Annotated in this window: 21 protein-coding genes and 1 tRNA gene; 5 read left to right on the forward strand and 17 right to left on the reverse strand. The window is 38.0% G+C overall.

The window, feature by feature from the left end; all coding sequences use genetic code 11:
- Positions 1-46: 46 nt before the first annotated feature.
- The 10 genes from QZ576_RS12840 to QZ576_RS12885 all read right to left on the reverse strand — a co-directional run bounded on the left by QZ576_RS12840 (position 47) and on the right by QZ576_RS12885 (position 12,465).
- Positions 47-664: a hypothetical protein gene (locus tag QZ576_RS12840; protein ID WP_297097785.1), complete on the reverse strand. Its 618-nt coding sequence runs from the start codon at positions 662-664 to the stop codon at positions 47-49.
- Between the two features lie 104 nt (positions 665-768).
- Positions 769-1,464, reverse strand: a complete 696-nt coding sequence (locus QZ576_RS12845) for a hypothetical protein (RefSeq protein WP_297097787.1) — start codon at positions 1,462-1,464, stop codon at positions 769-771.
- A 162-nt stretch (positions 1,465-1,626) separates the two neighbouring features.
- Positions 1,627-3,468: a M56 family metallopeptidase gene (locus QZ576_RS12850; RefSeq protein ID WP_297097789.1), complete on the reverse strand. Its 1,842-nt coding sequence runs from the start codon at positions 3,466-3,468 to the stop codon at positions 1,627-1,629.
- Between the two features lie 2 nt (positions 3,469-3,470).
- Entirely contained in the window at positions 3,471-3,836 is a 366-nt protein-coding gene (locus QZ576_RS12855; protein ID WP_297097791.1) for a BlaI/MecI/CopY family transcriptional regulator, read from the reverse strand.
- Between the two features lie 487 nt (positions 3,837-4,323).
- On the reverse strand, positions 4,324-7,596 hold the full coding sequence (locus QZ576_RS12860; protein ID WP_297097793.1) for a glycosyl hydrolase: 3,273 nt from the start codon (positions 7,594-7,596) through the stop codon (positions 4,324-4,326).
- A gap of 203 nt (positions 7,597-7,799) precedes the next feature.
- Positions 7,800-9,404, reverse strand: coding sequence for a hypothetical protein (locus QZ576_RS12865; protein ID WP_297097795.1), 1,605 nt, complete (start codon positions 9,402-9,404; stop codon positions 7,800-7,802).
- 55 nt (positions 9,405-9,459) lie between these two features.
- Positions 9,460-10,209 (reverse strand): LytTR family transcriptional regulator DNA-binding domain-containing protein, encoded by a 750-nt coding sequence (locus QZ576_RS12870; RefSeq protein WP_297097797.1) that lies wholly within the window; start codon positions 10,207-10,209, stop codon positions 9,460-9,462.
- 3 nt (positions 10,210-10,212) lie between these two features.
- The gene (locus QZ576_RS12875) at positions 10,213-11,262 is read right to left on the reverse strand and encodes a sensor histidine kinase (protein ID WP_297097799.1); all 1,050 of its coding nucleotides are present in this window, start codon (positions 11,260-11,262) and stop codon (positions 10,213-10,215) included.
- A gap of 1 nt (position 11,263) precedes the next feature.
- Positions 11,264-11,986, reverse strand: coding sequence for a DUF5668 domain-containing protein (locus QZ576_RS12880; RefSeq protein WP_297097801.1), 723 nt, complete (start codon positions 11,984-11,986; stop codon positions 11,264-11,266).
- Between the two features lie 89 nt (positions 11,987-12,075).
- Positions 12,076-12,465: a hypothetical protein gene (locus QZ576_RS12885; protein ID WP_297097803.1), complete on the reverse strand. Its 390-nt coding sequence runs from the start codon at positions 12,463-12,465 to the stop codon at positions 12,076-12,078.
- Between the two features lie 404 nt (positions 12,466-12,869).
- On the opposite strand from QZ576_RS12885, the gene QZ576_RS12890 reads away from it, so the two are divergent.
- Positions 12,870-13,007: a hypothetical protein gene (locus QZ576_RS12890; protein WP_297097805.1), complete on the forward strand. Its 138-nt coding sequence runs from the start codon at positions 12,870-12,872 to the stop codon at positions 13,005-13,007.
- A gap of 226 nt (positions 13,008-13,233) precedes the next feature.
- On the opposite strand, the gene QZ576_RS12895 is transcribed toward QZ576_RS12890, so the two are convergent.
- Positions 13,234-14,937, reverse strand: a complete 1,704-nt coding sequence (locus QZ576_RS12895; protein WP_297097807.1) for a glutamine--tRNA ligase/YqeY domain fusion protein — start codon at positions 14,935-14,937, stop codon at positions 13,234-13,236.
- Between the two features lie 110 nt (positions 14,938-15,047).
- Here QZ576_RS12895 and folB point away from each other — a divergent pair, with 110 nt between their 5' ends.
- Positions 15,048-15,398: a dihydroneopterin aldolase gene (folB, locus tag QZ576_RS12900; protein ID WP_297097809.1), complete on the forward strand. Its 351-nt coding sequence runs from the start codon at positions 15,048-15,050 to the stop codon at positions 15,396-15,398.
- 540 nt (positions 15,399-15,938) lie between these two features.
- Positions 15,939-16,009 (forward strand) — tRNA-Cys (locus QZ576_RS12905).
- Positions 16,010-16,284: 275 nt separating this feature from the next.
- On the opposite strand, the gene QZ576_RS12910 is transcribed toward QZ576_RS12905, so the two are convergent.
- The 4 genes from QZ576_RS12910 to QZ576_RS12925 form a co-directional block, all read right to left on the reverse strand.
- Positions 16,285-17,958, reverse strand: a complete 1,674-nt coding sequence (locus QZ576_RS12910; protein WP_297097811.1) for a hypothetical protein — start codon at positions 17,956-17,958, stop codon at positions 16,285-16,287.
- Positions 17,959-18,046: 88 nt separating this feature from the next.
- The gene (locus tag QZ576_RS12915) at positions 18,047-18,601 is read right to left on the reverse strand and encodes a type II toxin-antitoxin system antitoxin SocA domain-containing protein (RefSeq protein WP_297097813.1); all 555 of its coding nucleotides are present in this window, start codon (positions 18,599-18,601) and stop codon (positions 18,047-18,049) included.
- A 532-nt stretch (positions 18,602-19,133) separates the two neighbouring features.
- Complete coding sequence (locus QZ576_RS12920) at positions 19,134-19,877, reverse strand: hypothetical protein (RefSeq protein WP_297097815.1); 744 nt, start codon at positions 19,875-19,877, stop codon at positions 19,134-19,136.
- 195 nt (positions 19,878-20,072) lie between these two features.
- Positions 20,073-20,984, reverse strand: coding sequence for an Abi-alpha family protein (locus QZ576_RS12925; protein WP_297097817.1), 912 nt, complete (start codon positions 20,982-20,984; stop codon positions 20,073-20,075).
- A 278-nt stretch (positions 20,985-21,262) separates the two neighbouring features.
- Here QZ576_RS12925 and QZ576_RS12930 point away from each other — a divergent pair, with 278 nt between their 5' ends.
- A complete protein-coding gene (locus tag QZ576_RS12930) occupies positions 21,263-22,396 on the forward strand; it encodes a HEPN-associated N-terminal domain-containing protein (RefSeq protein ID WP_297097820.1) in 1,134 nt (377 codons plus the stop codon).
- A gap of 50 nt (positions 22,397-22,446) precedes the next feature.
- Entirely contained in the window at positions 22,447-23,055 is a 609-nt protein-coding gene (locus QZ576_RS12935; RefSeq protein ID WP_297097822.1) for an Abi-alpha family protein, read from the forward strand.
- Here the strand turns inward: QZ576_RS12935 and QZ576_RS12940 are convergent.
- Entirely contained in the window at positions 23,052-24,590 is a 1,539-nt protein-coding gene (locus QZ576_RS12940; protein ID WP_297097824.1) for a DUF4041 domain-containing protein, read from the reverse strand. The genes QZ576_RS12935 and QZ576_RS12940 overlap by 4 nt on opposite strands.
- Positions 24,591-24,820: 230 nt before the next feature.
- Positions 24,821-25,294, reverse strand: coding sequence for a hypothetical protein (locus tag QZ576_RS12945; protein WP_297097826.1), 474 nt, complete (start codon positions 25,292-25,294; stop codon positions 24,821-24,823).
- Positions 25,295-25,407: the final 113 nt, after the last annotated feature.

Genomic DNA, 25,407 nt, shown 5'->3' on the forward strand with positions numbered 1-25,407 from the left:
CATACCTTGTTACAAACAGTTTACATTTTATTCAACTTAATCACAACTAATGAAATCTTTTATAAATTCTTTTTGTGTCTACATCAACTAATTGACGGTGATTGGGTGAATACACAAATAACTCAGGTCTGTTTTGGCACTCATGTTCCGTCTCGAATACATAATTCTCGAATTTTATGGAGTCATTTATGATTTTATATTCTCCAATTAAGTCATGAATTAATTCACCTCCTTTTGCAGATTCTTGGTACTTGAAGATTCCATTAATCAGTCGTAACTCGACAAAACCATTTTCGTAGGTCGTATAATATTTCTTTCCAAATGAATTGTCATACGTTGATGAAAGACTTTTAACCTTATTCTTCTCGGGTTTCCTAATTGAATAAATAAGTTTCAAATCATTTCCGATTTCCTGCTTTGCATCTTTTGTCCCGAGTTTCTTAAAGTCGACGTAATAGCTGTCACCTACCGAATAAACATATTTAATTTTTCGACTGTAACTTTGTACTTGTTCATTTGGAAATATCTCAATTACTTTTCCTGAAATCTCACCGGTTTTTCCCATTAAAAACGTTTGTGTCTTAAATCCGGTCCAACCTGTATAGGCAAGTATCGAGCCCAATAAAACTCCTAAAACCCAAAGATTTAAATTTCCTTTTCGCATGTGTATTATATTGTTTGGAACAGTTACGTGTCTGTGGTCGGGTGTTAACATGACATATTACAAATTGTAATATACTGGTTTTATTTTTATCATTGGTGTACTTCTTAATCTCTTCCATAAAACTCCCTATCAAGAACTTTATACCCTAAAATGAAATAATGGTCGGAGTTTTTGAACGAATAATCATCTAAATCAGCAGGGGGATAATTAGGCCCGCAAAATTTTCGTACCATGTGCCCACCGGAATTTACTTCCCATCCGGCACTATATAACAATAGAGGTATATTTTTCTCTAGCTCAAATTCTGTTTCTGCGAATTTTCTTAGAAAGTATGTGTCGTACTCAGGTCTGGGCAATATACTTTTCCCGAATTGTACTCCACTACTAAGTCTGAACCGAAAACGAAGTCTCTCTGTTTTATCCGAACCGTCAGGTATCTCTGTAATGATCCTCAGATTTTTTACGTACTCATATCGAGCCCGATTATCCCTGATTTTCCAATGTTTTGTAGAAACTCCTCCAATTATCGTGTCTTTTACAAGTTTTGTTTTTTCATATTCTTGAATATAGAACCTTAATGAGTAATCTTTATCTTGAGGAATTGGAAGATTCCATTTATAAACGTTAATACCCAATTGTACCAGCGCATCCCTAAAATCATTCATGTTGAAGATCGTAAAGTTCTCATCAGAAACTGTGTCGCTGATTGTATAGTCCATATATTCGTTTTGGGCATTTGTGGAATAAGAAATACAAAGTACAAGAATAAGTACTGAGATAAGTGCTGATGTTGTTTTCATGGTTTTAAATTTTCTGGTTTTTAACTGTCTAGTCTTAGAATACGGCTACAAGACAAACAAAACTAAATAGCAGTAAAATTGTAATTAGTTAAAGTTTTTATTTGGGTTAAATTATCTACGACGTATTTCACTATCAGCTTGTAATGAAAAAAAGACACTTTTTTATTGAACTCTTGTAGTATCAGCAACAGCTAAAACATTTTTCATTCTTGCTGTTAGCTTATCCATCTCCAAACTAGGTCGGACTATCTCCTCCGGAAATAAATGATGGATCTGTTCCACATGCATACTATTTTTCCACAACATGTGATCAATTTTTTTCACATCCTTAGAACAAATCTGCTGTGTTTCCGAACCATGTTCGAAAGTCGTATTAACACGATAATAATGCCTCTTTTTTTCTTCCCTATCCAACTCATACAACTCCTTTTTCCACACCTTTAAATCGCGTTCGAATTCATCCAGGTCTTTGTATGTTTTATTTCCCAATACAATCGTCCCATCATAGCGCACGAGCATTTCCATTGGTTTTGGTTCGGGCGACGGTTTCCCGTCAAAAGGCAACCAAATAGTTGTTCTGGGATTTCTGGGCGTTTCGTACGAAAACCGTACGGGCACGATCTCGTTTACTGTTTTCTGCTGCTCTTCATCCAGATCGAAATATTTCTTTCCGAACAAAATAAATGCTTTTGCTTCCCTGGCTTCGAGGTAAGCTTCTCCTAGTTGCCGTAAGGTAAAGTTTATCGCTTCTCTCGACGATTCAATATCGTTGCGATATGAAATCAAGCCTTCAAAAACTTTAACTTTGCCGATTCCCGGAATTTCCTTTTCAATAAAATCAGGCGCTCCATTTCCTCCGGGATTGACTCCCTGTAAAAAACCGGAAGCTATTGTTTTGATACTTTCTTTCGAAGCCTTTTCACCCTCCACCAGGTATTCATCTTTTACATTCATTAAAATTACCAGAACATTGTTCTCCTTTTCCGATAGTTTATTCCGGTCAATTTCAGGATCAAAAAATCCATCGCCAATATTATCAATGTTCCATTTCGCGAGCCACTGCTCCGCCTTATTTTCCGTGTAACGTACCGGAATAAAATCTGCTGATTTTGTAATCAAATCGGGTCGTGCAAATGCTTGTAAAAGCACAATTATCAAGGGCACAAAGAGAATCATCTTCACCATGCCCCATTTCCGACGTTTTGTTTTTGTCATCATTTTTAATCGTTTTACAATGGGTTTTTGAGTAAAATGGTGTGCCATGGCAAAACGTCTTTCGCCAACGGCCTTCTCCAATACCAGTAACTGGTATTTTTGTGCATCGATGCCTGTATTAAGTACGGCCTCATCGGCCTGGTATTCGTGCACTAATTTCAAATCGCGGCGTAAGAGCCACATAAACGGATTGAAAAAATGTAGCGCAGTGAAGAGCTCACAAAACAATAAATCAACAGCATGTTTATGCTTGATGTGCGCGTATTCGTGAGCCACTACTATATTTTTGTTTTCCAGAAAATCCTTCTCCGAAAGGACAACTTTATTCAGAAATGTAAAGGGTTGTACAACCTCCTTTACCACTGCCAAAACCATTTTTCGGAAGCGATGTTTCTCGGCTCTTTTTATGATGCCGGAAACCCGGTAAATTCCATAAAGAAGCCGAAAGAGCAAAAGCGAAATAATTGCTCCATAAAAAATCACCCAATAGTTAACCGGCTGACTTTGTTCCACAACCGGAGTGTGAATAATCGCTGAATGATTCGCCGGTTGACTTAGAATAGGTGTTGAAACAATTTCGCGAACAATATTGGTCGGAGTCATTTCAATCTCCTTATAAAAAAGCTGAATGGTTAAGAATGGAATGGTTGCCGACAGCACCATAATGGAGAGCAAAATAAAGCGGTTTAAACGATGATTGGTATCGTTTCTGACGGTTACGCGAAACAAACAATAAAGCAGAGCTAAACTAACCGACGATTTTATCAGGTAGGTTAAAAAGGGTGTCATGCTTACTCGTTTTTGCTGTTTTCAATCTCCGAAATCAACTTGCGTAAATCCTCAACCGAGAGGTTTTCTTCATCAACCAAAGCAGATACAACACTTTTGTACGAGTTATTAAAATACTTTTTCACCACGTTGCCCAGCGTTTGTTTGCTGTATTCTTCTTTGGTTACTGCAGCAAAGTAGCGATAGGTATTTCCAAACTTCTCGTGTGTAATGAATCCTTTTTCTTCCATCGCCCGAACCATGGTAGAAAGTGTGTTGTAGTGCAGTTTCTGATCGGAATACAATTCCTTAAGTTCTTTAACGAACATGGGGCCTTTCTCCCAAAATAAACTAAGGATTTCTTCTTCTTTCGGAGTAAGTTTTTTCATGGTTCAGACTTTTAAACTTTAAGCGATTGGCAATCTTATTCGTAGATTACAAAACAAATGTAACTATATTTTTTAGTTTTTCAACTATTATTCATAGTTATTGAACTAATTTGAATAGTTTGAATAATATTAACTGATATTCTGCTTATGTAATTTTTACTGGATTTCTTTGCACCTTGGTTTTAGACATTAAAGACAACTTAAAGCTAAAGCCCTAATTGACAAAAATTATCTAACCCGTACCGGGTTATCGTTCCGGCAATTACACATTGCCTATTATAATCAAATCCGTTCCGGATTTTTAATATTATGCCATAAAACTCTGTAGGAGTTCGATTACAATAGCACCTAAATATATATGTTGAATTAACAACCCGGTACGGGTTGGATCAGAATAAAAAATGCCACCTGCTTATAAAAACAGATGGCATTTTTTATTATTCAGCAGGTGACTTGAAGTCACCTGCTGAATAAACTCGCGGCTAATTTACTCTTTCCATTCCGGTAGACGTCCCGGAGTCCATGGAGCATTCATCTTGTTAAGTTCGGCTTCCAGTGCAGGAACTTCTTTTTCAACAATATTTTTCAATGCTTCCAAAACAGGTGGGAATTCAGCTTTCAGAATTTCGTAAGCCTGCTTTTCAGTAGTGGTGATTCCCGTTGTCGATCCCATATGTGTATAAGTAATATTACTTAAGCGGTTGTTCAACGGTACCTGTGCAGGAGGAATTTCTTCCGAACTTGCGCGGGCAGGCACACCATCCATTCTAAAATTGAGCTCTTCTAAAGCCACTCCAATTGCGCGGGCTTTATCCATTAACTCCTGGCTGGCTCCCGGAGTAGCATAAATGGCTTGTTTAATTTTCTCCACTTTTGCAGTAGTTTCGCTAATCATCCGGTTGGTTCCAACAACTGCCAATGCCAGTTTATTCACTTTCTCTGCAAACTCAACATTTTCGTTGTAGTCTTCGGCAGGAAGTTCGGTATTGTTCAATTTCTTGCAGATAAACTCAACCGGCTCAACTAAATCGGTCAACTCGCCTTCGTGCCATAATTTCAGGCCCACTTTGTAAGTACCGGGCATCACCATAATACCACGGCCGGCACTGGTTATCGGATCATATTTATCGCGAATACGGGCATTAGCCGTTGCCGCATAAGTCATGTTCCAGTTCACGCGATTTACGCCTTTTGAAGGAGCTTTTGTAAACTGATCGATTACATTTCCATCATTATCGTAAATGGTAAATATCAGGTGCGTTTTTTCCTGCTGACCTTCCAGTTGCAATTCGCGCCAGGTTGGTTGCGGAATTGGCTTCCCTTCTTTAAACAACTCTTTCTCTTCCTCTTTACGAAGTTGCCTTTGTGTTTTTGGCACCTCATTCAGGTAATAGGTAAAAGTTGCTCCGTATTCCGGATTTTTAGCTGTAAAATAAGTACTTCCCTGGTTACTTTTTCCGCTGGTTTGTGCAAACATTAATGCATCTTTTATCGGGAAAATTTCAGCTTCGGTATTTTCAATATCCTCTGAAATTTCGCGCAACGGACTGTAATCGTCGAGAATGTAGAAACCGCGACCAAATGTTGCAGCGACAAGGTCGGTTTCGCGCTCCTGAATAGCAATGTCGAATACAGGAATAGTTGGCATTCCCGATTTCATTTGTACCCAGTTTTCGCCACCGTCAACAGTGAAAAAGATGCCAAACTCTGTTCCTACGAACAACAATTCAGGACGAACAAAATCCTGCATAATGGTATGAACCGATCCATTCTCAGGAAGATTCCCCGAAATGGAAGTCCATGTTTTTCCTTTGTCGGTACTTTTACAAACGTAAGGTTTAAAGTCGTCGCGTTTCAGGTTATCGAAAGTGGCATAAACCACATTCGCATCAAAACGGTCGGCGCAAATGTCGCTTACAATCGTCAGCTCCGGCACTCCCGGAAAGCTTTTTACCTGGCTCCAGTTTTCGCCATCTTCAGTAACCGAAATAACACCGTCATCGGTTCCGGCATACAACAGGCCTTCCTGTAATTTCGATTCTTCGAGCGCCACAATAGTTCCCCACTGCGATGTTGACACATCGCGAACCACAGCCTCGGCCGGCCAGTATTTACCCATAACCGGAATAGATGTGCGGTCGATTTGTGCAGTCAAATCATCGCTGATCACTTCCCAGGTATTACCGCGGTCGTCACTGCGGAAAACCTTGTTGGCCGCCATGTACAAACGCGTTTTATTATGCGGGCTGATAAACAATGGCGCATTCCAGTTCCATTTGTAGGTCAGTTCGCCCTTGCGTTCAATAGGTTTAATACTTAAACTCTCGCCACTTTTTTTATCGTAACGGTATACATTTCCGTACTGATACTCCGAGTAAACGATGTTTGGATTTCCGGGCTCGATAGCACCCCAAAAACCATCGCCACCCAGCGTTGGAAACCACTCGTCGTTGATCACACCGCTTCGGCTGGTTGTTTGCGACGGACCACCCATTGAGTTGTTGTCCTGTGTTCCGCCGTAAACGTTGTAAAACGGCTCAGCATCATCCAAGTAAACACGGTAAAACTGCGTAACCGGCAGGTTTTCTTTAAAATCGAAAGTTGTTCCGTTATCCCAGGTTTCGTAAATACCACCGTCGCCACCGATTATAAAATGATCGGTATCTGTCGGATCGATCCAAATGGCATGGTCGTCAACGTGACGGCCCGGATTTGGAATACGGTTCCAGCTTTTGCCACCGTCGTCGGTAACAAACGAGTAAGTCTCTGTTGAATATACTTTATCGCGGTCTACCGGATCGCAAACAATTTCGTTGTAATACTGACCACTTGAATGGTGATCGCTCATTTTCGACCAGCTTTCGCCTTTATCTGTCGAGCGGAAAAAACCACCTTTATCTTCAGCCGCTTCCACGATCAGGTACACGTAATTCGGGTCAACCGGTGATACGTCAATTCCCATTCCGCCAATGTGTACAGATGGAAGTCCTTTCATGATTTTGCGCCAGTTTTCGCCACCGTCGGTACTTTTATATACTGCCGATTCAGGGCCACCACCAATTTTGGTGAACGAAGTTCTGCGGCGTTGCTCCGATGTTGCGTATAAAATGTCAGGATTTGAAGGGTCCATCACTACATTATTCACACCGGTGTTTTCGCTAATCTCCAGCACTTTGTTCCAGGTTTCGCCACCATCGGTACTTTTGTACAGGCCACGCTCCTCGCCCGGTCCCCATGCAGAACCTTCTGCAGCAACAAAAATAACATCCGAGTTCCGTGGATCGATTACAATTCCACCAATCTGACGGCTTTCTTTCAAGCCCATGTTTTTAAACGATTTTCCACCGTCGAGCGATTTATAAACGCCATCGCCATAACCCAATGCACGCTGGTGGTTGTTCTCGCCTGTCCCAACCCAAACTACATTTGAGTTATTCGGATCGAGCACAACAACACTTGTTGAATACGAACCATAATTATCGAAGATCGGTTTAAAAGTCGTTCCGTTGTTCGTGGTTTTCCACACGTTACCCGACGCAACAGCAACATAGTATTCGCTGTGGTTGTTTGGATTTACAGCAAAATCAGCAATCCGGCCGCTTGCCCATGCCGGACCAATACTTCGCCATTTCAGGCCACTAACCAGCCCCGAATTCACAAAAGGCTTGGTTTCTTCTTTTTTCTCCTCTTCGTTCTTTTTCGAAAAGGCCACTGTTGAAATTAAAAATACAGCAGTTAAAACTAATGCGAGTTTTTTCATAGAATATTTATTTGAATTATGATATCATCAGTACGAAACGATTGGTGAATAATACGCGTGAACCATTTATCTTAAGCTCAATTTGCGCATAAACCTTAGGTTTAGTTTTTCGGTTGATGAAAATAATAAATATTACTTTGCTGAAAAAAGATTTATGTCACTAAGACATACTTCAACATTTTTGGACAAGAAGAATCGGGAGATTAGCGACCAATTTTGTTTTTATTATTATCCAACTCGATGGAAATACTATTTGCTTCCTCAATAATACTTTCCGGATAATCATTAATCTCAAGGATGCGGATCGCATTTCTTGTTTTCAGTTTCCCGTCCTTTATCCGATAGTCAAAATCCACCGTTTTATGATTGACGTTTTCGCTAAAATGGAACAAAGCATATTCTTCATGAAGCAAATCGGCCAGTTCAATATCGTGGGTAGAAACCAGAACAATATTTTCACCTCCGGCCAGTGACGAAAGTACCGCTTTACCTGCCGAAATCCTCTCAATAGTATTGGTTCCCTTAAAGATTTCGTCGAGCAAAAATAAGTTCGGAACGTTTTCTTTTCCGGCTTCCAACATTGTTTTTATCGTTAAAACCTCTTCGAAATAGTAGCTTTTATCATTTAGCAAATCATCGCTAATTCTGATGGCTGAAAACACCCTCATTCGTGGCATTTCGATATCCGCAGCAAAACAAGTATTTAAGGTTAATCCACTTATAACATTAATGCCAACTGTTCGAATAAAAGTTGTTTTGCCCGACATATTTGACCCGGTGAGCAAAACGGATTTCCGGTCGATATTGATGTCGTTCTCTACACAATCAGGCAACAAAGGATGATATAAATGTTTTGCCTGTAGTTTTTTGGCCGGCGAACCAATTTTAGGAATACAGTATTTTCGTGCGCCTTTTCGCAGTAATGCAACGGACAACAGCACATCAATCTTCCCAACAAAGCTGAACACGTCATCCATTTCCTTGCGCATGGAATCGAGCCGTTTTAATACACCAAACAAAAAAAGTGGCTCAATCAGAAACAGTATTTTGAACAGTTCTATAATACCAGCAACCAAAGCCGCCATATCATTATCCATTTTGGCTTCCAGCCTGAAAAACGACAGCCTTCTTTTTATGCCAGAAATGGCTTTAAGTGATTTTTCAAGCTCATTATTTTGTGCGGCAATTTGCTTATCTTTATGTAACTCGGTTGCCACTTTTGTTAAGCGCAGCAATTGAGGTATTGAACCTAAATACTGGTACAAGTTTTTCTTATTCCAAAAGTGGATCATCATATTAATAATGAAAATCCCGAAAAGGAAGAATATGATTTGTTGAGATACCGGAATTAAAAGCACTGAAACCAAACTCAGCACCGATAAAATCCTGGTTACGAAAAACCATTTGGGCGCTTTTTGGTGTTCCTCCTGAAAAAGCGTGCTGATATAGTAAGCATCTGTACTTTTCAACTCCTCCAATTGAAGTTGAACTGCTGTTCTGAAATCGGAATCGTTCAGAAAATGATCAATCAGTGTTTCATCCGAATCACTATTCGATTTTGGGATTGTTCGAAGTGTTTGATACAAAAACTGCTGCCCAACTTTTGAATGAGTTCGATCGAGGAACATGAACAACTCATTAAAGTCAAGATCGTTGCATGTTTTATCTGAAAGTGTTTGAAAAGCGTTCGAATTATCTTTTGCCTTGAAATACCGTTCAATTAAATCAAAATGAAATGAGTCGTCTTTGACTTTACCAAAAGTCTGTTGCAACTCTTCCCGTTTCTTCTTTTTTCGATTTAATATCACAAGGCTTGCTAATTGAGGTCTACATAGTTCTTTCGAAAATATCTTTTGTGAAACGTTAGAAATTCAGCACACCCTTCAGGTTTTTATAACCTGTTTTGCTGACTTTCAATTTTGTTTTGTCGTGCAGAATAACAATGTACGATTCCTTCTCGTATTGCTGAATTTCCTCGATCTCGTCGACCTTTACAATGTAGCTGCGGTGAATACGCACAAAGTTTTTCGGATTCAAGGCATTCTCGAAATACTTCATGGTTTTTTGTTTCATCCAGCGGCCTTCCGTAGTGTAAATCATTACATAATCGTCCATAGATTCGATGTAACGCACAGCGTCAACCGGGGCGATATGAATTTTATGACGGTCCTTCACCACCACACGGTCGAGGTATTCATCTTTTGGAAAATCACTTACTTTCTCAGCCACATCCGACTCTTTTCCTTCGGTTTGAATGCGTTCCAGAACTTTCTGAATGGCCTCATCCAAACGATCTTTCGAGTAAGGTTTTAGCAGGTAATCGGCTGCGTTATAGTCAAAAGCTTTTAAAGCGTATTGGTCGTAAGCCGTTGCAAAAATTATCTGCGGTTTGTGTTCGAGTAACTCCAACAGCTCAAAACCGGTGATCTTTGGCATTTGAATATCGAGAAAAACCAGGTCAGGTTTTAAGTCGTTGATTTGTTTTACGCCCTCGAAACCGTTTTCGCATTCGGCAATCAGTTCAATCGCTTCGTTATCGGCCAGAAACGACTTCATCAGGTTACGAGCCAGTTCTTCGTCTTCAACTATAATTGTGCGCAATTTTTCAGTCATGGTTTACAAATTTTGAGGAATGGTTAAAGTTACGGTAAATTCGTTTTGATTGTCTTGAATTTTCAGCAAATGCGGGTTTCCGTAGATCACCTGCAGGCGGTCGCGAATATTTCGCAATCCGATTCCTTCGCCCTTTTTGCTCAATACATCTTTATCGTAGGTGTTACTAATGGTCACCACCAGCTTATCATTATCGCAAGTACAGTGAGTAATTACATCAATGGTTTCAGTAGCTTCATACACGCCGTATTTTATGGCATTTTCGTAAAGCGGCTGAAGTATCATATTCGGGATTTCAGCCTTTAAACAGCTTTCTTCCACGGCAAAAACCGGGTTCAGCTTTTTCCCAAAACGTACCTTTTCAATCTTCAGGTACAGTTTATTATTATCGATTTCCTGCTGAACCGTCACTTTTTCGCTTTGGTCGTGTTTTAGCGAATAACGCATCAGCTGCGACAGGTTGATCACCATTTCCTGAGCTTTGCCCGGGTCGGTCATTGTTAACGACGAAATGCTGTTCAAACTATTGAAAAGAAAGTGCGGATTGATCTGCGATTTTAAAGCATGCAACTCGGCCTCTTTTACCAGTGCTTTCAGCTTTGTTTCATTCTTAGTCTTTTCTTTAAACGCCAGGTAATAATTTACCGCATAAAAGAATGCCACATTAAAAGTATAAAGCAAGTACCCGTTATACAGGCCCGTAAATAAGTAATTGTTTTCTTCCTCTAATTGACTCGGATCAATGAGTTTGGCGATTACAGTACCGATATATAACCAGATTAAAACGATTATGGTAGCTGCAATTACATGGGCCAGAATTACACGCCCGATACTGTTATCTTCGAGGGTACTGAATTTGATGACGTACCAAATGGCAACTCCTAAAAATCCAAAAAGGATAACATTGGCAAAGCGGTCGGTCAATGCGGTTAAGAAATCAGTTTCTCCTACCGATACAACTACCAAAACCAGTACAGCTGCCAGAACCAGCCAGAAAGCAATATACGTAATGGCCAGCCGCGGAGTTTTTATAAAGGGATGCCTAAAATCCATTTTACAGGTATTTGATCTCTACGCCGCCAAAGGCAGCAAAACCTTTTATCACCAGCGTTTTCGATGGATCGGGAACAATTTGATTTAGCGAAGCACCGCGTTTATCGGTATAACCGCCAAATATTGCTGTTACTTCATTTTTTACTGTCCAGTCGGGTGGCACTTTAAAACCACAACCGCCAAATAAAGCGAGTGTATCGATAACTGCGCCATTGGCCGAAAGTTTTGCCTGACGCAAGTCATATTCCGTTCCGCCAAATATAGAGGTGGTTTTTCCACCCATAAAATTCTGAGAATTTACGTACACTTCGCGGCCTCCAAAAATCACAAAGTCATCGAAATAGTCCTGCCCTTTTTGTTCTCCCGGATTAAAATTGGGTCCTTCAAAAGGGGTTTGTTTTCTGCTATGTGTTACCAGAATAGCTACACCGATACCGATAATTAATACCGGCCAACCAATTCGTCGTAATTCATAAGGAATGTGTGCGACCTCGGGAATCAGAAAGAATCCTCCGATTACAATTAAAACTGTTCCTGTGGTTTTGTTCCCTCCGATTATGGAGAAGACCCCAATTCCGATGAGTAACATTTGCCACGAGATCAGAATATCGTTCCAAAATGATGGAATAAGATCGAGGCGCTCGAAAATCCACAGTGCACCTACCACAATTAGAAATAAGCCCAAAAAGGCTCTTCTGTTTGTATTCTCCGGTTTATTATCCATGATAAAAGTTTTAACTGTCCTAAAATATTGATTATCCTCTAAACACTGTCCATTTTTTTAGCGGATTTCATCTCTTCCTCTGTTACGCGCTAAAACAAACGCGCGATTAAACCAATCCCCAAAGCAATTAAAATTACCGGGAAAAGAAATACAATTGTCGCTCCTGAAAAGAAAATCAGTTTGGGCAACAAAAATAATCCTCCAATAATCAGCAGTACCAAACCGCCCGAACGTTTACCGGCCATTAATACTGCTCCGATAATGATAAGAATAACAGGCCATGAAAAGACAAAATGCCCAACGCCATGAAAAGCACTCCTTATAGGACTAAAAATAGCGTGAAAGTTTAAAAACGGGAAATCAAAAAAGAAACCGGTTTGTTTTAGTATCCATACCAAACCAATACCGATTAACACTAAAGCCAATACTTCTTTTGAGTTTTCTTTCTTCTGCGTTCTTTCCTGTGGCACTTTTTCCATGATACTGTTTTTTGCATTTACACATCAAATGTAAAAATCGCAAGCCGGGCAAACAGTTTACATTCGGTTAACAAAGGTTATGAATCGGTAAATGGGTATATGTTGGTATTAACGGAAACGAGACTTTGCCGGGAGTTTGCTGCTGAAATACTATCTCGAAGTTTAAAACACTCGTGATTGCCGGGAATTACCAACAGAAATGGAAGTGGGGAATGTTGACAACATTTCATTGAAATTATCAGCATATGAGGCGCATAGAACGACCGTTCTTTGAATAGCTAATTGATTGCGCCTTTGACATTTTTTTCATAACCTCGGGTTTCACCCAAGGTTAATCATATTTTATCCCTTCGGGATTTGGAGCAGAATTATAACGTTAAGACGAGCTAACTGAACAGCGACGTTTGAATCCAAAGCTTTTTATGGCGCTGAAAGCGTCGAAAGTGAATAACCCGGTGCGTAGCGCCGGGATGAAACCGAAGGAAAATCGTCCGGCGAAAGAAGTCGATCGAAGCCAAGTGGTTTTTCCGGACGAAATTTAAATGGCAATACTCATAAGAATTTGGAGGACGTTCATAAAAAACATTCATGATTTATAGAATCATCAAAAGGAATGAAAGGATATCAATATTGTTTCACCCAAAGATATAGAATCTGTTTTGCGTGCTTTGCGAAAACTTAGTGATCTCTGCGTGAACTTTTTTGTATTGATCAAAGTGACTTTCATAAAAAAAGGTTGTTCCCGATACGAAAACAACCTTTTGGCTTTTATTTTTTTTGTGCTTTTGCCCACGAATCACGCAAGGGAACCGTTCGGTTAAACACCGGTAGTTCGGGCGTTGAATCCGGATCCAGGTTAAAATACCCGGTTCGCTCAAACTGAAAATGATCAAGCGCTTTGGCCGTTTTTACAAATGGCTCCAGGTAACAGTTATCCAGTACTTTTAACGAGTCTGGATTCATAAACTCTTTAAAGTCTACATCCTTGTGTGCATCCGGCTCTTCATCGGTAAACAAACGATCGTACAGGCGCACTTCTGATTTAACAGCATGTTTTGCCGACAACCAGTGTACCACACCTTTTACTTTTCGGCCATCAGAAGATTTTCCTCCTTTTGACTCCGGATCGTAAGTACAATGCAGCTCAACAATTTTACCGTTTTCGTCTTTAATAACTTCGTTACATTTTATCAGGTAACCGTAACGTAAACGAACCTCGCGGTCGGGCCCCAAACGGAAGAACTTACGTGGCGGATCTTCCATAAAGTCGCTTTGCTCGATGTAAACCTCGCGCGAGAATGGTACATCTCTACGCCCCATCGACTCATCTTCAGGGTTGTTTACGGCACTTAATATTTCTTCTTTATCCTCAGGATAATTGGTAATTACCACTTTTAGCGGATCGAGCACGCCCATTACACGTTGTGCAATTTTGTTCAGGTGATCGCGCACGCTGAATTCCAGCAATGACACATCGGTCATTCCATCTACTTTGGTTACGCCAATTTTATCCGAGAAATTACGGATCGATTCAGGCGTGTAACCACGTCGGCGTAAACCCGAAATAGTTGGCATCCGCGGATCATCCCAACCACGAACGTGATTGTCTTTCACCAATTCGAGCAATTTACGCTTACTCATTACGGTGTATGTAAGATTTAAACGCGAAAACTCGATCTGGCGCGGACGGTAATCCGAATCCATCAATTGCGTAATAAACCAATCGTATAACGGACGGTGCACCTCAAACTCCAGCGTACAAATGGAATGTGTAATTCCTTCCCAGTAGTCGCACTGACCATGGGCAAAATCATACATCGGATACACACACCAGCTATTTCCAGTGCGGTGATGTTCGGCTTTCATAATCCGGTAAATAATCGGATCGCGCATGTGCATATTCGGCGATGCCATATCTATTTTTGCACGCAGCACTTTTTCTCCCTCGTTAAATTCGCCCATAGTCATTCGCTCAAACAAATCGAGGTTGGTTTGTACCGAACGATTTCTGAACGGACTTTCAGTACCGGGTTTTTGCGGCGTTCCTTTTTGCTCGCTTATGGTTTCAGCATTCTGATCGTCGACATAAGCTTTGCCTTCTTCAATCAACTTAACGGCAAAAGCATGTAGTTTTGGGAAATTATCGGACGCGTAAAACAAACGATCCTCCCAGTCGAAACCAAGCCAACGCACATCTTCCATAATCGATTCAACATATTCTGTCTCCTCTTTTGATGGGTTTGTATCGTCGAAACGAAGGTTTGTTTTACCACCATATTTTTGTGCCAATCCGAAATTTAAACAGATTGATTTAGCGTGTCCAATGTGCAAATAACCATTTGGCTCGGGGGGAAAGCGTGTATGCACACGTTTATCATTTTTTCCTGCGGCCAAATCGGCGTCGATTTGTGCATGAATGAAGTTAGCCTTTTTCGGCGCTTCAGCATTTGTGTTGGTATTTTTTTCTGCCATTTTCTTGAATTATCCCCTATTGAATAAGACCACAAAATTAAAAAATGATTTGTGAGTACACTTAACACCTGTTCAAATTATTACTTTTGTTGCAATAATATTAATTCGGAATGGGAGTAATTGAGATAGAGGGAATGAAATTTTATGCCTACCACGGGCATTTTGCGGCCGAACAAATTGTTGGCAACCACTTTGAAGTTTACCTGAGACTGGAAACGAACTGCGATGCTGCAGGCCAAAGCGACAATCTGGATGATGCGCTGAATTACCAGGCGGTGTACGAAACTGTAAAAGAGGTGATGCAAACAAAATCGGCCTTACTTGAAAATGTAAGCAAACGAATTTTAGATACCCTTTACAACCGCTTCCCTGCAATTGATAAAGCCCGCGTTAAAATCTCGAAAATGAATCCACCAATGGGAGGCGAAATCGAACGGGTAAGCGTTACGCTGGAGCGATAGTTTGTGGTCGCAGCTTACAGCTCGTCATCCTGAGCGAAGTCGAAGGATGGACTGAAAGGCTGAAGGATTGAAAGGCTGAAGGATTGAAGGATTGAAAAACTGAAGGACTGGTGTCTTGAATGAAATAATGCTTTAATGCAGAAATGCTTTAATCAAAGAAACTCGAAGCTAGTAGCTCGCGACTCGAAGCTAACATAACCACATGTTATTAAATATTTAATCCCCAGCGCAATACTGACAATTATCAAATTATTCGAACTTCTTTTTCGTATTTTCGAAAAAAATAATTCAACCTTATACTCATGTTTTATAGTTCGAATAATTTAAACGAAGGGAAGTGCCGAAAATCGTGCGCTACAGAGAAGAAGCGAGAGCTTCATGAGGGAAATAATCCAAAATCGACAGACGCCGGTTGGCAGCTAGGTGCCAGCGACTTGCATGTAAATGCAAACTGGCAAAATCGCAGAAAATAATACGATTTTATTTTTTGTGTTGCGAGAACTGCAAAATTTTATATTTTTGCAGTCCGAAAACGTACAAGGTTCCTTGGCCGAGTGGCTAGGCAGCGGTCTGCAAAACCGTGTACGGCGGTTCGACTCCGCCAGGAACCTCATCGCAGAAATGCAATGAACTCAAAAAGAGAATCTTAACGATTCTCTTTTTTATTTTGGGCGACCTTTGGGCGACATAAATATTTCAAGGAGTTTTATATTGATTAATTACTTGTAAACTTGAAATGATTTCTGACGCAGAAAAACACGATTTTATCAGCTGAAGAATTGAAATAAAATTGAATTCTGACATCTATCTATACAGACAGAATAATTCGGCTTAATAAACTTGATGGATTTTAATCATTTCCTTCAATCTCCAAAGGAATGTAAAATTACAACCAGGGAAAGATATTAAATGCAATATCAAAGATTAGGGCTGTAGAGACAACAATTATAACGATGATCCAAATGTGTATTTTACTTGCTTTAAAAGAACTATGATCTCGAGTAATTAACCATATTGCTAAAACAAAGAGGACTAAGGAATAAGAAAATACTAAAGAAAAAGTTGAGGCCTGTTCTAACGAAGGCGTATTTTTAAAAATACTTATTTCTCCGGCAGCAAATAAGACAACAGCTGAAAAGATCCCCAAAATCTCAACTTGTTTACGATCACTCGACATTACATCATGCCTAATCTTTTCAATTGTTTTTCTCTCCCTGTTCAGGCTTTTATAAATGGACAAATGACTTTTTATATCTTCTATATCCCTTTTAAGGAAATTACAATCATTTAAAACTTTGTTATAATTAATTGGCAAAACAAAACTACTTGCAAGAAAGATATTTATCGATTCATCCCTATAAGAAATCTGTTTTGTACTTGAGTCTTTATCCAAAATATATCTTTGAAAATCCACATCTTTACACCATTCAAACTTAACGAATAGCAATTTCAGTATTTCGTCAAAAACTGATATTCTATTTTCAATCAATACCTCATTAAAATTTTCGGCATCCAAGAGTTGTTTCGTCGCTAAAGTATATTTTTTAAGAAATCTTGAATAGGGGAAATAATTGTGAACGTTTGTATCGTCTTGAATTGTTTTTATTCTATCCAACTCTTTTATAACATTATCCCAAGAATCATCGTTCTGTAATCCAAAGCTAAACCGATTATTCAACAAGAAATTTAGAGCCAGTTCTCTTGTACGTTTCTCGTATCCAGAAAAATGGATTCCACTATTGTTAAACTGATCCTCATACTGAGCGACAAGGTTATCTATTTGAATATGATTTTTATTATTATCCTTATAATGACGAATCAAATAGTAAATATCGGCCAAAGAATAAGGTTTATTTTCTTCCCTTTGGTTTTCTAAGGACTGAACTCTTTTCTCCGTTTCTTTCCTTGTTGTATTTCGAAAAAAGTTTTCTTCCCAAAAACCTTCATAATATTTAACTTCATATCGAAAATTATCTATTTCTCGATCTTGAAAGTCAAACGTATAGAAATAACTCTTGGTATCCTCCCCAATTTTTTCAGAGATCTTTGATATAAGAAACCTGCACTTATCCATTAACAAGTCCTTATAATAAGTATCCGTATCCTTTTGCAGTGATACATAAGTCACGATTAGATCATTAAGAATATCAGTCTTTACAGATATTAAATGATCATATCCTGCAATCTCGCAATTCGCTTCAAAAAATTCCGCTTCATGGCGAATGCCAAAGTCATTATAATCTAACATTATTGCCTTCCCATAAAGCTGAAATCCACTCATGATGGACTTCTCTCCATTAATCACATTACTTCGCAGTACCTTACACAAATTCTTAAGATGTTGAATAGAATGATTTTGAAAAGGAAGAATAAAAGAATGTAAAAAATGATCTATATCCTCCTCTTCGGCTTCAGAACTGTACACTCCATTGAGTATTCTATCAACAATAGGATCAATTTTGCTCTTTATGATCTCTTCTGTTTCAGCAAGATTTACGTACTCCCCTGATAATATTATAAGATTAAGCTGTTTGTAGATTTGCTTAACTGCATCCGTCATTGTATCGAAATACTGGGTCTTATCAGATACAAACTCATCAAAGTCCCAACTTTCGGGAAAAATATCATTCAGCCTGGTTATTAGCGCATTAAGAGGCATATTCACGAGAAGAATGCGAAAGAAGCAAATCTAAAGATTCGACCTCTATTAAATTATCTGGTATTTTAAAAGAATTCTTATGTAAATGCTTAGCAAAGCTATAAGCTCTTTGCCAACTATCAAAAGTGTGACTTAAATTTACTAATTCAAAAGCAGATGCTCCAATCAAATCAAAATTTAATTCTTTGAGTATCCTTATCGACTCCTTAATCTTATTCTCTGTCTCAGGAGAATCAAGTTCGTTTATGAACGGATTCTTGATTGACAATGAGTCTTTACCAAGCCTATAATATTTCAGTTCGGATATTGAGTTATAAACATCACTCTCAACTGGCCCAAAAGGCAATGCATAAAAGTTGTTGAAAACTTCAAGTAGATTTGTACTTTCATCCTTCGCAGAGACTGTACAAACAAAGAAGTGAATCTTAAACACTTTCAATCTACTAAGGTTATTATTCTCGAAGGAACCAAAGGCTTCAATGTACCAATTTTCGAGCTGTTTGAGCAGAAATTCAAAAGCTGCTAATTTGTCTGAGTACGCCATTATTGATTGATTTGTCTTAAAGTTAGCGAAAATAGAATAAAATTAAAAGCGATATACATTCTTTGACTAATTATTTTTGTTAGTAAATAACCATTCTATTGGTGTGCTGTGTTGCAACAGAACGATATTCTCATTACTATCGTTTTATCTAAGTCTTATTTCCATTGCTGTTTATGTAATATTACCACCTCTTGGACCAGTATAAATCGTTCTTCCTCCGGAATACGAAGATTTCCTGTAGGACTAACTGGGTTGGGTTGTTGTAGTGCGACCTCCAATTTGATTTTGATGAACATAGCAATACCCGTTGGCATTCAAAGTTTTGATTTTACACCGTACTCCTCTGTCTTGGTTGTACCTCAATGTTTGGCTATATTTTTTCTTTTCTCTCCTTTTTTGCCAATTCAACATCGTACATTTCATCAGAACAACGTTCTCTATTTAACTCATTGTCATTTTTCTGAATTATTTCATCAATCCAACACCAGCTGCCGGAATTGCAACAAAAGTACCTACTGCCGGAATCCAAAACCTATTCATACAATCTAACTTCATCTTTCACTTTTCTTATTAATTCATCAAATTCCATAAAAGCAGAAGCCAGTTCCAATGCAATTAATCCAATACTATATTCTGGGTCTTCTGCTTCTCCTATTCTGAACTGCTCCTCCCATAGCTTGACACCCTTCGTTGTATTGAACATGTTAATGTTACGAGATTCTATCTTTTTTAAAATCTCAATGATTCCGATTGTAAGATACTTATCAAAAAACTTAAAATGTTCGCTGCTCTGATATGTCAGTTGATTAAAAATATCACTAAGTCCGTTTAAAATGGACTCAACTGATGATTCTCTATCAATATCCAACTGCTCAATAGTCCCATCAACTTGTTCCTCAAGCTTTCCCTTGAGACTTTCCTTCAACTCATTTTCATTTAAATGGAATACAATTTCATAATCAGTTGGTTTATACCCTAAATACCACAAAATCGTCTCTTTAGCGGTTTCTACCTTTTCGACATAGTATTCCAAGGTTGGATTAAATAGAATTCGATCCCTGAGCCTGGGAAATTCGTAAGTAAGCAGATAAAATGGATAGCCGGTAATAATGCCAGCCGCAAAAGTTGCATAAACCTGCCCAAGCACAACAATGATTTTATAATTAGACTCAACATCTAATAAAATAAGTTTGTACGCGAAAAGCCAGCTAAGATGGAAAAGAAATAAACTAAAAATCGTTTTATTTTTATTACGCCAATAAAGTGTAATCTTCATTAGATTCATTTTTTATGATAATTCCTCTTTGAGTTTGGTTGCAAATACTACCAAACGCTCATTCAAAATATCAAAAATATTAAATATTGAACACTTCTTAGTCGCATACCTGCTTGTCGGATACTTGAATTCAGCAGCCTTGATGATATACATCTGTTTTTAGGGACCATCACGATATTAACAGGCATTAGCAAATTATATCTCAATATCTTTTATACAAGCCTTTAATAATAAGTTTCCGAGATCTGTAAATTCAAAATAGCCTCTCTGTAATTCGACTTCATACTTATAACCTTCCTGGTTGTCTGAATCCATTTCGAGTTCGATTGCCGTCTCTCTTATTTCCTCTATTCCACCTGCATGTTCATTTTCAATTTCAGAATACTCATTCTCCAATCCACCAAGATGCTGATCTCTCAGAAATCGAATTAATCCATTTAACTCAAGATTCTCAATATACAAATCGATATTTTCCGGGAAACTCAATCCATTCAATTTTTGCAAAATAGTTAGATTCCAAGCGCTTCTTACTTTATGAAAAGGTATGATCCCATTAAGAGTGCCCATCGTTATCAATTTTCTCTCTTCAGACATAGAAGAATACTTCTCTGGTAGTTTTGGCATCTGTGTAATATAAACATCAATTAGAGGAACGAACTGCCGTTCCTTTAGCGCAAATAAAATTTTAGCTTCATCAGAAGAAAGCGTTTCCAATATGGTTAATAATCTCGGATGCACATTGCTAAGTGTTGATTCAAATGATGCATTAACCAGCAGGTTTGCAAACATTTCAGCTAAATATTCATCATTCAAATAAGTAAATTTCTCCAAAATTGGCATTCCAATATACTCAGGGACCTGAACATCAGATGCCTTTTCAATAGCGTCCAACTTCCGTTCATACCTTTTAATGTTATTGTGAAAAAAAAGTCTGGCTCGTGCATTCAACAGCTTTAATGGCAATATCGGGGTTGTTCCGAACTCCATCAATGTGCCCAATGCCTCTCCTGCCTTAACAAAACTGGGACTCAATAAGTCATTGTACATCTCCTTAATAGGAAAATTTTTAGCTGTCTCACTCCATTGTTTTAATTCTTCAGGTGTCATATTAGCACATTTTTAAGATCACGAAAATTCTTCCGAACAATATTACAGCACAATATACAAAATGCTTATTTTAACCCGACCGATATAATTAACAAATGAAAAAATGCTCTGAATCAAATTCTCAAATAATTACACATTACAATACGTTAGTAAACCAACTGAAGGAATATTTTACTTCAAAATGAAAAAGACAAATTCTAACAACTTTAATATAACACAGTATAACCAATCCTTTTCATTTCTTAATTTTACTTGCTAATACCAAATCAAATTAATCAATGGACTTCATTTGCTCTGAGTGCCTGGACAATAATAAGGCGTTAAGTAAATACATAAACGATAACGGCTTTGACGACACTTGTTACTATTGTAATAATTCAACCAAAGTCATTCAAAAAGTTGAAATTTTAGAATTAATTGAAACCTCAATTTACTCTGAATGGGATGCAGCTGAAAATGTTTTAGGCCGGATGGACGGAGACTGGGTTGGCGAAACATTTCTAACTTCGGAAATTCTTCGGGACTTCATGGGACTGGGAGAAGTTGAAATATTTCAAGAAATCGATGATTATCTACCAGATAATGCATGGTGCTGGAAAGACCCCTATGGTATTTCGGACTCAGAGTTGATGATATATTCATGGGAGGATTTCTGTGGACATATCAAATATAAAAGTCGTTTTTTTTTCCAGGATGAAATTACAACATCCTCGATGCAAATTTATCCATCTACAGCGACTGGAGTTTTGAGAAATGTTTGTAATGAAATTCTTGACCTCGATATTATAACGAACATTCCAAAGAGCACAAAAATATTTCGTGTTCGTCCATGTGCCATAAAAGATAATTTTAAAACCACAGAAGATCTTGGTGTACCCCCAAATGAAGCAATAAAATATCCAAATAGATTTAGCCCATCGGGAATCCAAACATTTCATGGAGCCAACGATATAGATACATGTCTACAAGAAACCAACAAGCCTGAGCACGCAATAATCAGCACCTGGGAAACAACAACACAAATTAAGGTATTAGATTTTACAGAAGATTTTCATCTCGTTAAAAACAGTGAAATTAAATATAATGATTTCCCTGATATTTTAGAACCAGAAAGAAGACATCTAAGACATACAATCAGGTTCTTAGAAGCTTTAGCTGATGATTTTATCAAACCAATTGTGCATGACGGAAGGGAGCACATAGATTACATACCTACACAAGTTGCAGCAGAATTTTTCAGAAAGAACCTACTGACTTTTGAAGATGATATTCCAATTGATGGCATAAAATATTATAGCTCTAAAACTGGTGGCATAAATTATGTATTCTTTTATACTCCTGAGAATTGCGACACGGGCCCCCATCAGAAGCTAAAACTTATAAAAGTCAAGAAATACAATCGACCTGTTTAACTAATTTTTAAATACATTTATCTTATTAATCCACAACATTCTCTTGAACTATGCTCGAACCGGAATCAACACAAAAAACCATTGAAGTAGTTACACCGTTTCTTGAAAAGATAGTTAATCCTCCCTTTAATGAATTAGGATTACTATTTCAAGACAGAGTGAGACTCTGGCGGTTTAACAATCAACTCAAGATTGTTGCCAAAGCACAAAAAATGGTTGAAGAACACAATATTACCATTCAACCGGTTTCCTTAAAAATATTAGCACCTCTATTAGATATGGGCTCACTGGAAGAGGAACCCAAATTACAAGATATGTGGGCAAAATTATTGGTTAGCTATACCGATGCAAGCCTTCATCTAAAATCAACAATCTTCCCACATATTTTGAGTCAGCTATCTTGCAGGGAAGCTGAAGTTTTAATTTACAATTTTCAAAATGATCAAATATATCGTTTTAAAAATATGTCATCTTCAGATGGAACTGGAGAATTGAAATCCCATGAGCTAACAAATCTTTCAAGACTTGGATTGCTTGAAAACAATTATCAAAGTCTTGGGAATTTTGGAGGCATGTTTAAGAACAAATTATTTAAAGAAATTCATCTTACTCCCTTATGTGAAGAATTTCTAAGGGCTTGCACTAAAATTCGCGACTAATTTTTTTCAATATCAAGCAACCTTCTCATGGACAAAGACTCTCTATATTCTGCAGCTTCTGCCTTTAGAGTCCACTTTGCCTCGATCCCCTGACTTTCAATTTCCGATTTAATATCAGCGATACCCACTTGAAAAAATTCCTTTCTCAGATTAACTTTATTTACTCTCGAATCTTGAAAAACTTCATGTAAGGATTTTTCCAATGAAGGAGCATCTTCAGCATGTATCATTGCATGAACATCAAAACAAAACGGGACGCTGGCGTCTCCAAGCTCTTTCACTCGATCCAAAGGTTCAAGTCTTCTTGTTAATCCTATTTTGTATACATTCTCACCAAATGAACCCACATTTGAAATTATGTATACATGCCCTCTTCTTGTTTGCTGGGCCATTGACAATGCTCTTTGGTTCTTTTGTTCAGCCTCATCCAACTTGATTTGTAATTCCTCCAATTCTTGTTGATACTTAAGCTTTTCTTGTTCAGAAGCATCTTCAAATTGCTTTCTGACCTTTTCCATTGCTTTCTGAAGCATCTTCTCTTCTTTCTCTGCTTCACGGATGGCCTTCTCATATTCACGCCGTGCCTTTTCTTCCTCACGAATGGCTTCCCTAATTTTTCTTTGTTCCTCCTTTTCTTCCGCGCGTAAAACGTGAACCCTGACCGCCCAATGCAATTCATCTATTCGAGAATCCAAATACTCCTTGGTTATCACAGCATCCCTAAAAGCTTTTCCGTTGTTGTTAACCAGACTAAAAGCATCATTCATCTCTTGCTCAAGTTTCCCATAATTATCTGCCTTAGAACGACCAAGAATTGCCTCTACTTTCCCGTTAAATGCATCAAGAACAAAATTAATTGCGGTAGTACGTCGATGTGTCTCAACATATTTACATGTTGCAGCCTGTCCACCCGTGATCATTAACTTGGTTCGTTCTCTTGCATTTTTCAATTCAATTCCTGCTTCTTTATAACTATACTCATCAGCCAGGTCATCAAGCAAAGAATGAGTCGGCTTCAAGTATTCATCTCCGTATCCCTTAATGACATTCTTCATAGCCTTTATTGCCTCTTCATAATGGTCGGCATTTCTTTTCGCTTCTATTGCCTCTCCTGCAATCTCCTTGGCCCTCTCCTCTGCCTTTTCAAGTATAGTAGCATATTGGACATTCGATTTCTCCATAATAACCTGCGCTTTTGCTTTTAATTCTTTAGCTTTCTCTTTGGCCTCCAGAAGTAATTCCTCTCTTTCTTTCTCAGCAAGACCTAACTGTTCATCGATATTTTCTTGAGCTTTCTGATATTCACTTTCCGCCTTTTCCCTAATCTCGTTGGCATATTTTACGGCATCAACAATTTGTTTGTACTCTGAAAGTTCATCTATTTCTCTATTCAACTCTGTGATTTTACTATCATTTTCATTTTGAATAGATTGAATTATCTTTTTATGAGAAACATTTTTTGTGACGACAACTCGCCAAAGAATAATAACAAATACAATTGCAAGTGCGATGAGTGCTAATTCGTAATAATTCATGTCTTTGGTTTTATAAGATTTCAGTCTTTGGTTCTTTCAAATTTAGAAAATATTAATTAATAAACATAATTTCATTAAATACGAGAATTAATGGTGGTATGAAAACATGAGTCCCGGAATATTAACTAAGTATTTGAGAACATCAACCAATTTGCCAGTCAACAAAACGAATAATCTATAAATAAATGCCTCATCTACCAAAACAGCAAAAGTCTCCTTCCAGAAAAAAGTTAAATTAATCCTTTTAACTGAAGGTATAGATTAATAAAAAATGCAAGCCAACCAGAAATTGCAACAATTAAGGCTAATATGAACTGATTCTTACTAAGAGTAAACTGTTTTATTTGAATATCCAGAGCTTCATCCTCCTTTTTTTGTTTACCTGAAATATATTCCATTTCCGTTTGTTCCTCCTCGTACACTTGCATGAAACCTCCAGCTCTTAAGAAATCATTTGTAAAATCATTCATTCTAATTTTTATTCCAAAATCGGTTTCATGGAAATTAACAATTGGTGCACCTTCATAAGTTTGCGAAATAATACCTCTAAGCAAATGCTCTGTTCTTTCTTCAGAAATTTTCAAAGCTTTGTAAAATTGATCTGCGCCTAAAGTATTGCCAGGGTATTGTTGATCTGAATTCTTTAATATTGCTATAATAAGATTCATTTTTACAGCTTGCTCTTGAGTAAGATTGTCGTTCATTGTATTAAGAGATTAATTGATTGTATACTGCTTCAAAATAACTATGGCATAAGAAACATTTCCAGTTACAGATAAACAAACCTGGTAAGCTTTGTAGAATTTAATAAATTCAA

This window comes from uncultured Draconibacterium sp., from assembly GCF_913060805.1.
Lineage (GTDB): Bacteria > Bacteroidota > Bacteroidia > Bacteroidales > Prolixibacteraceae > Draconibacterium.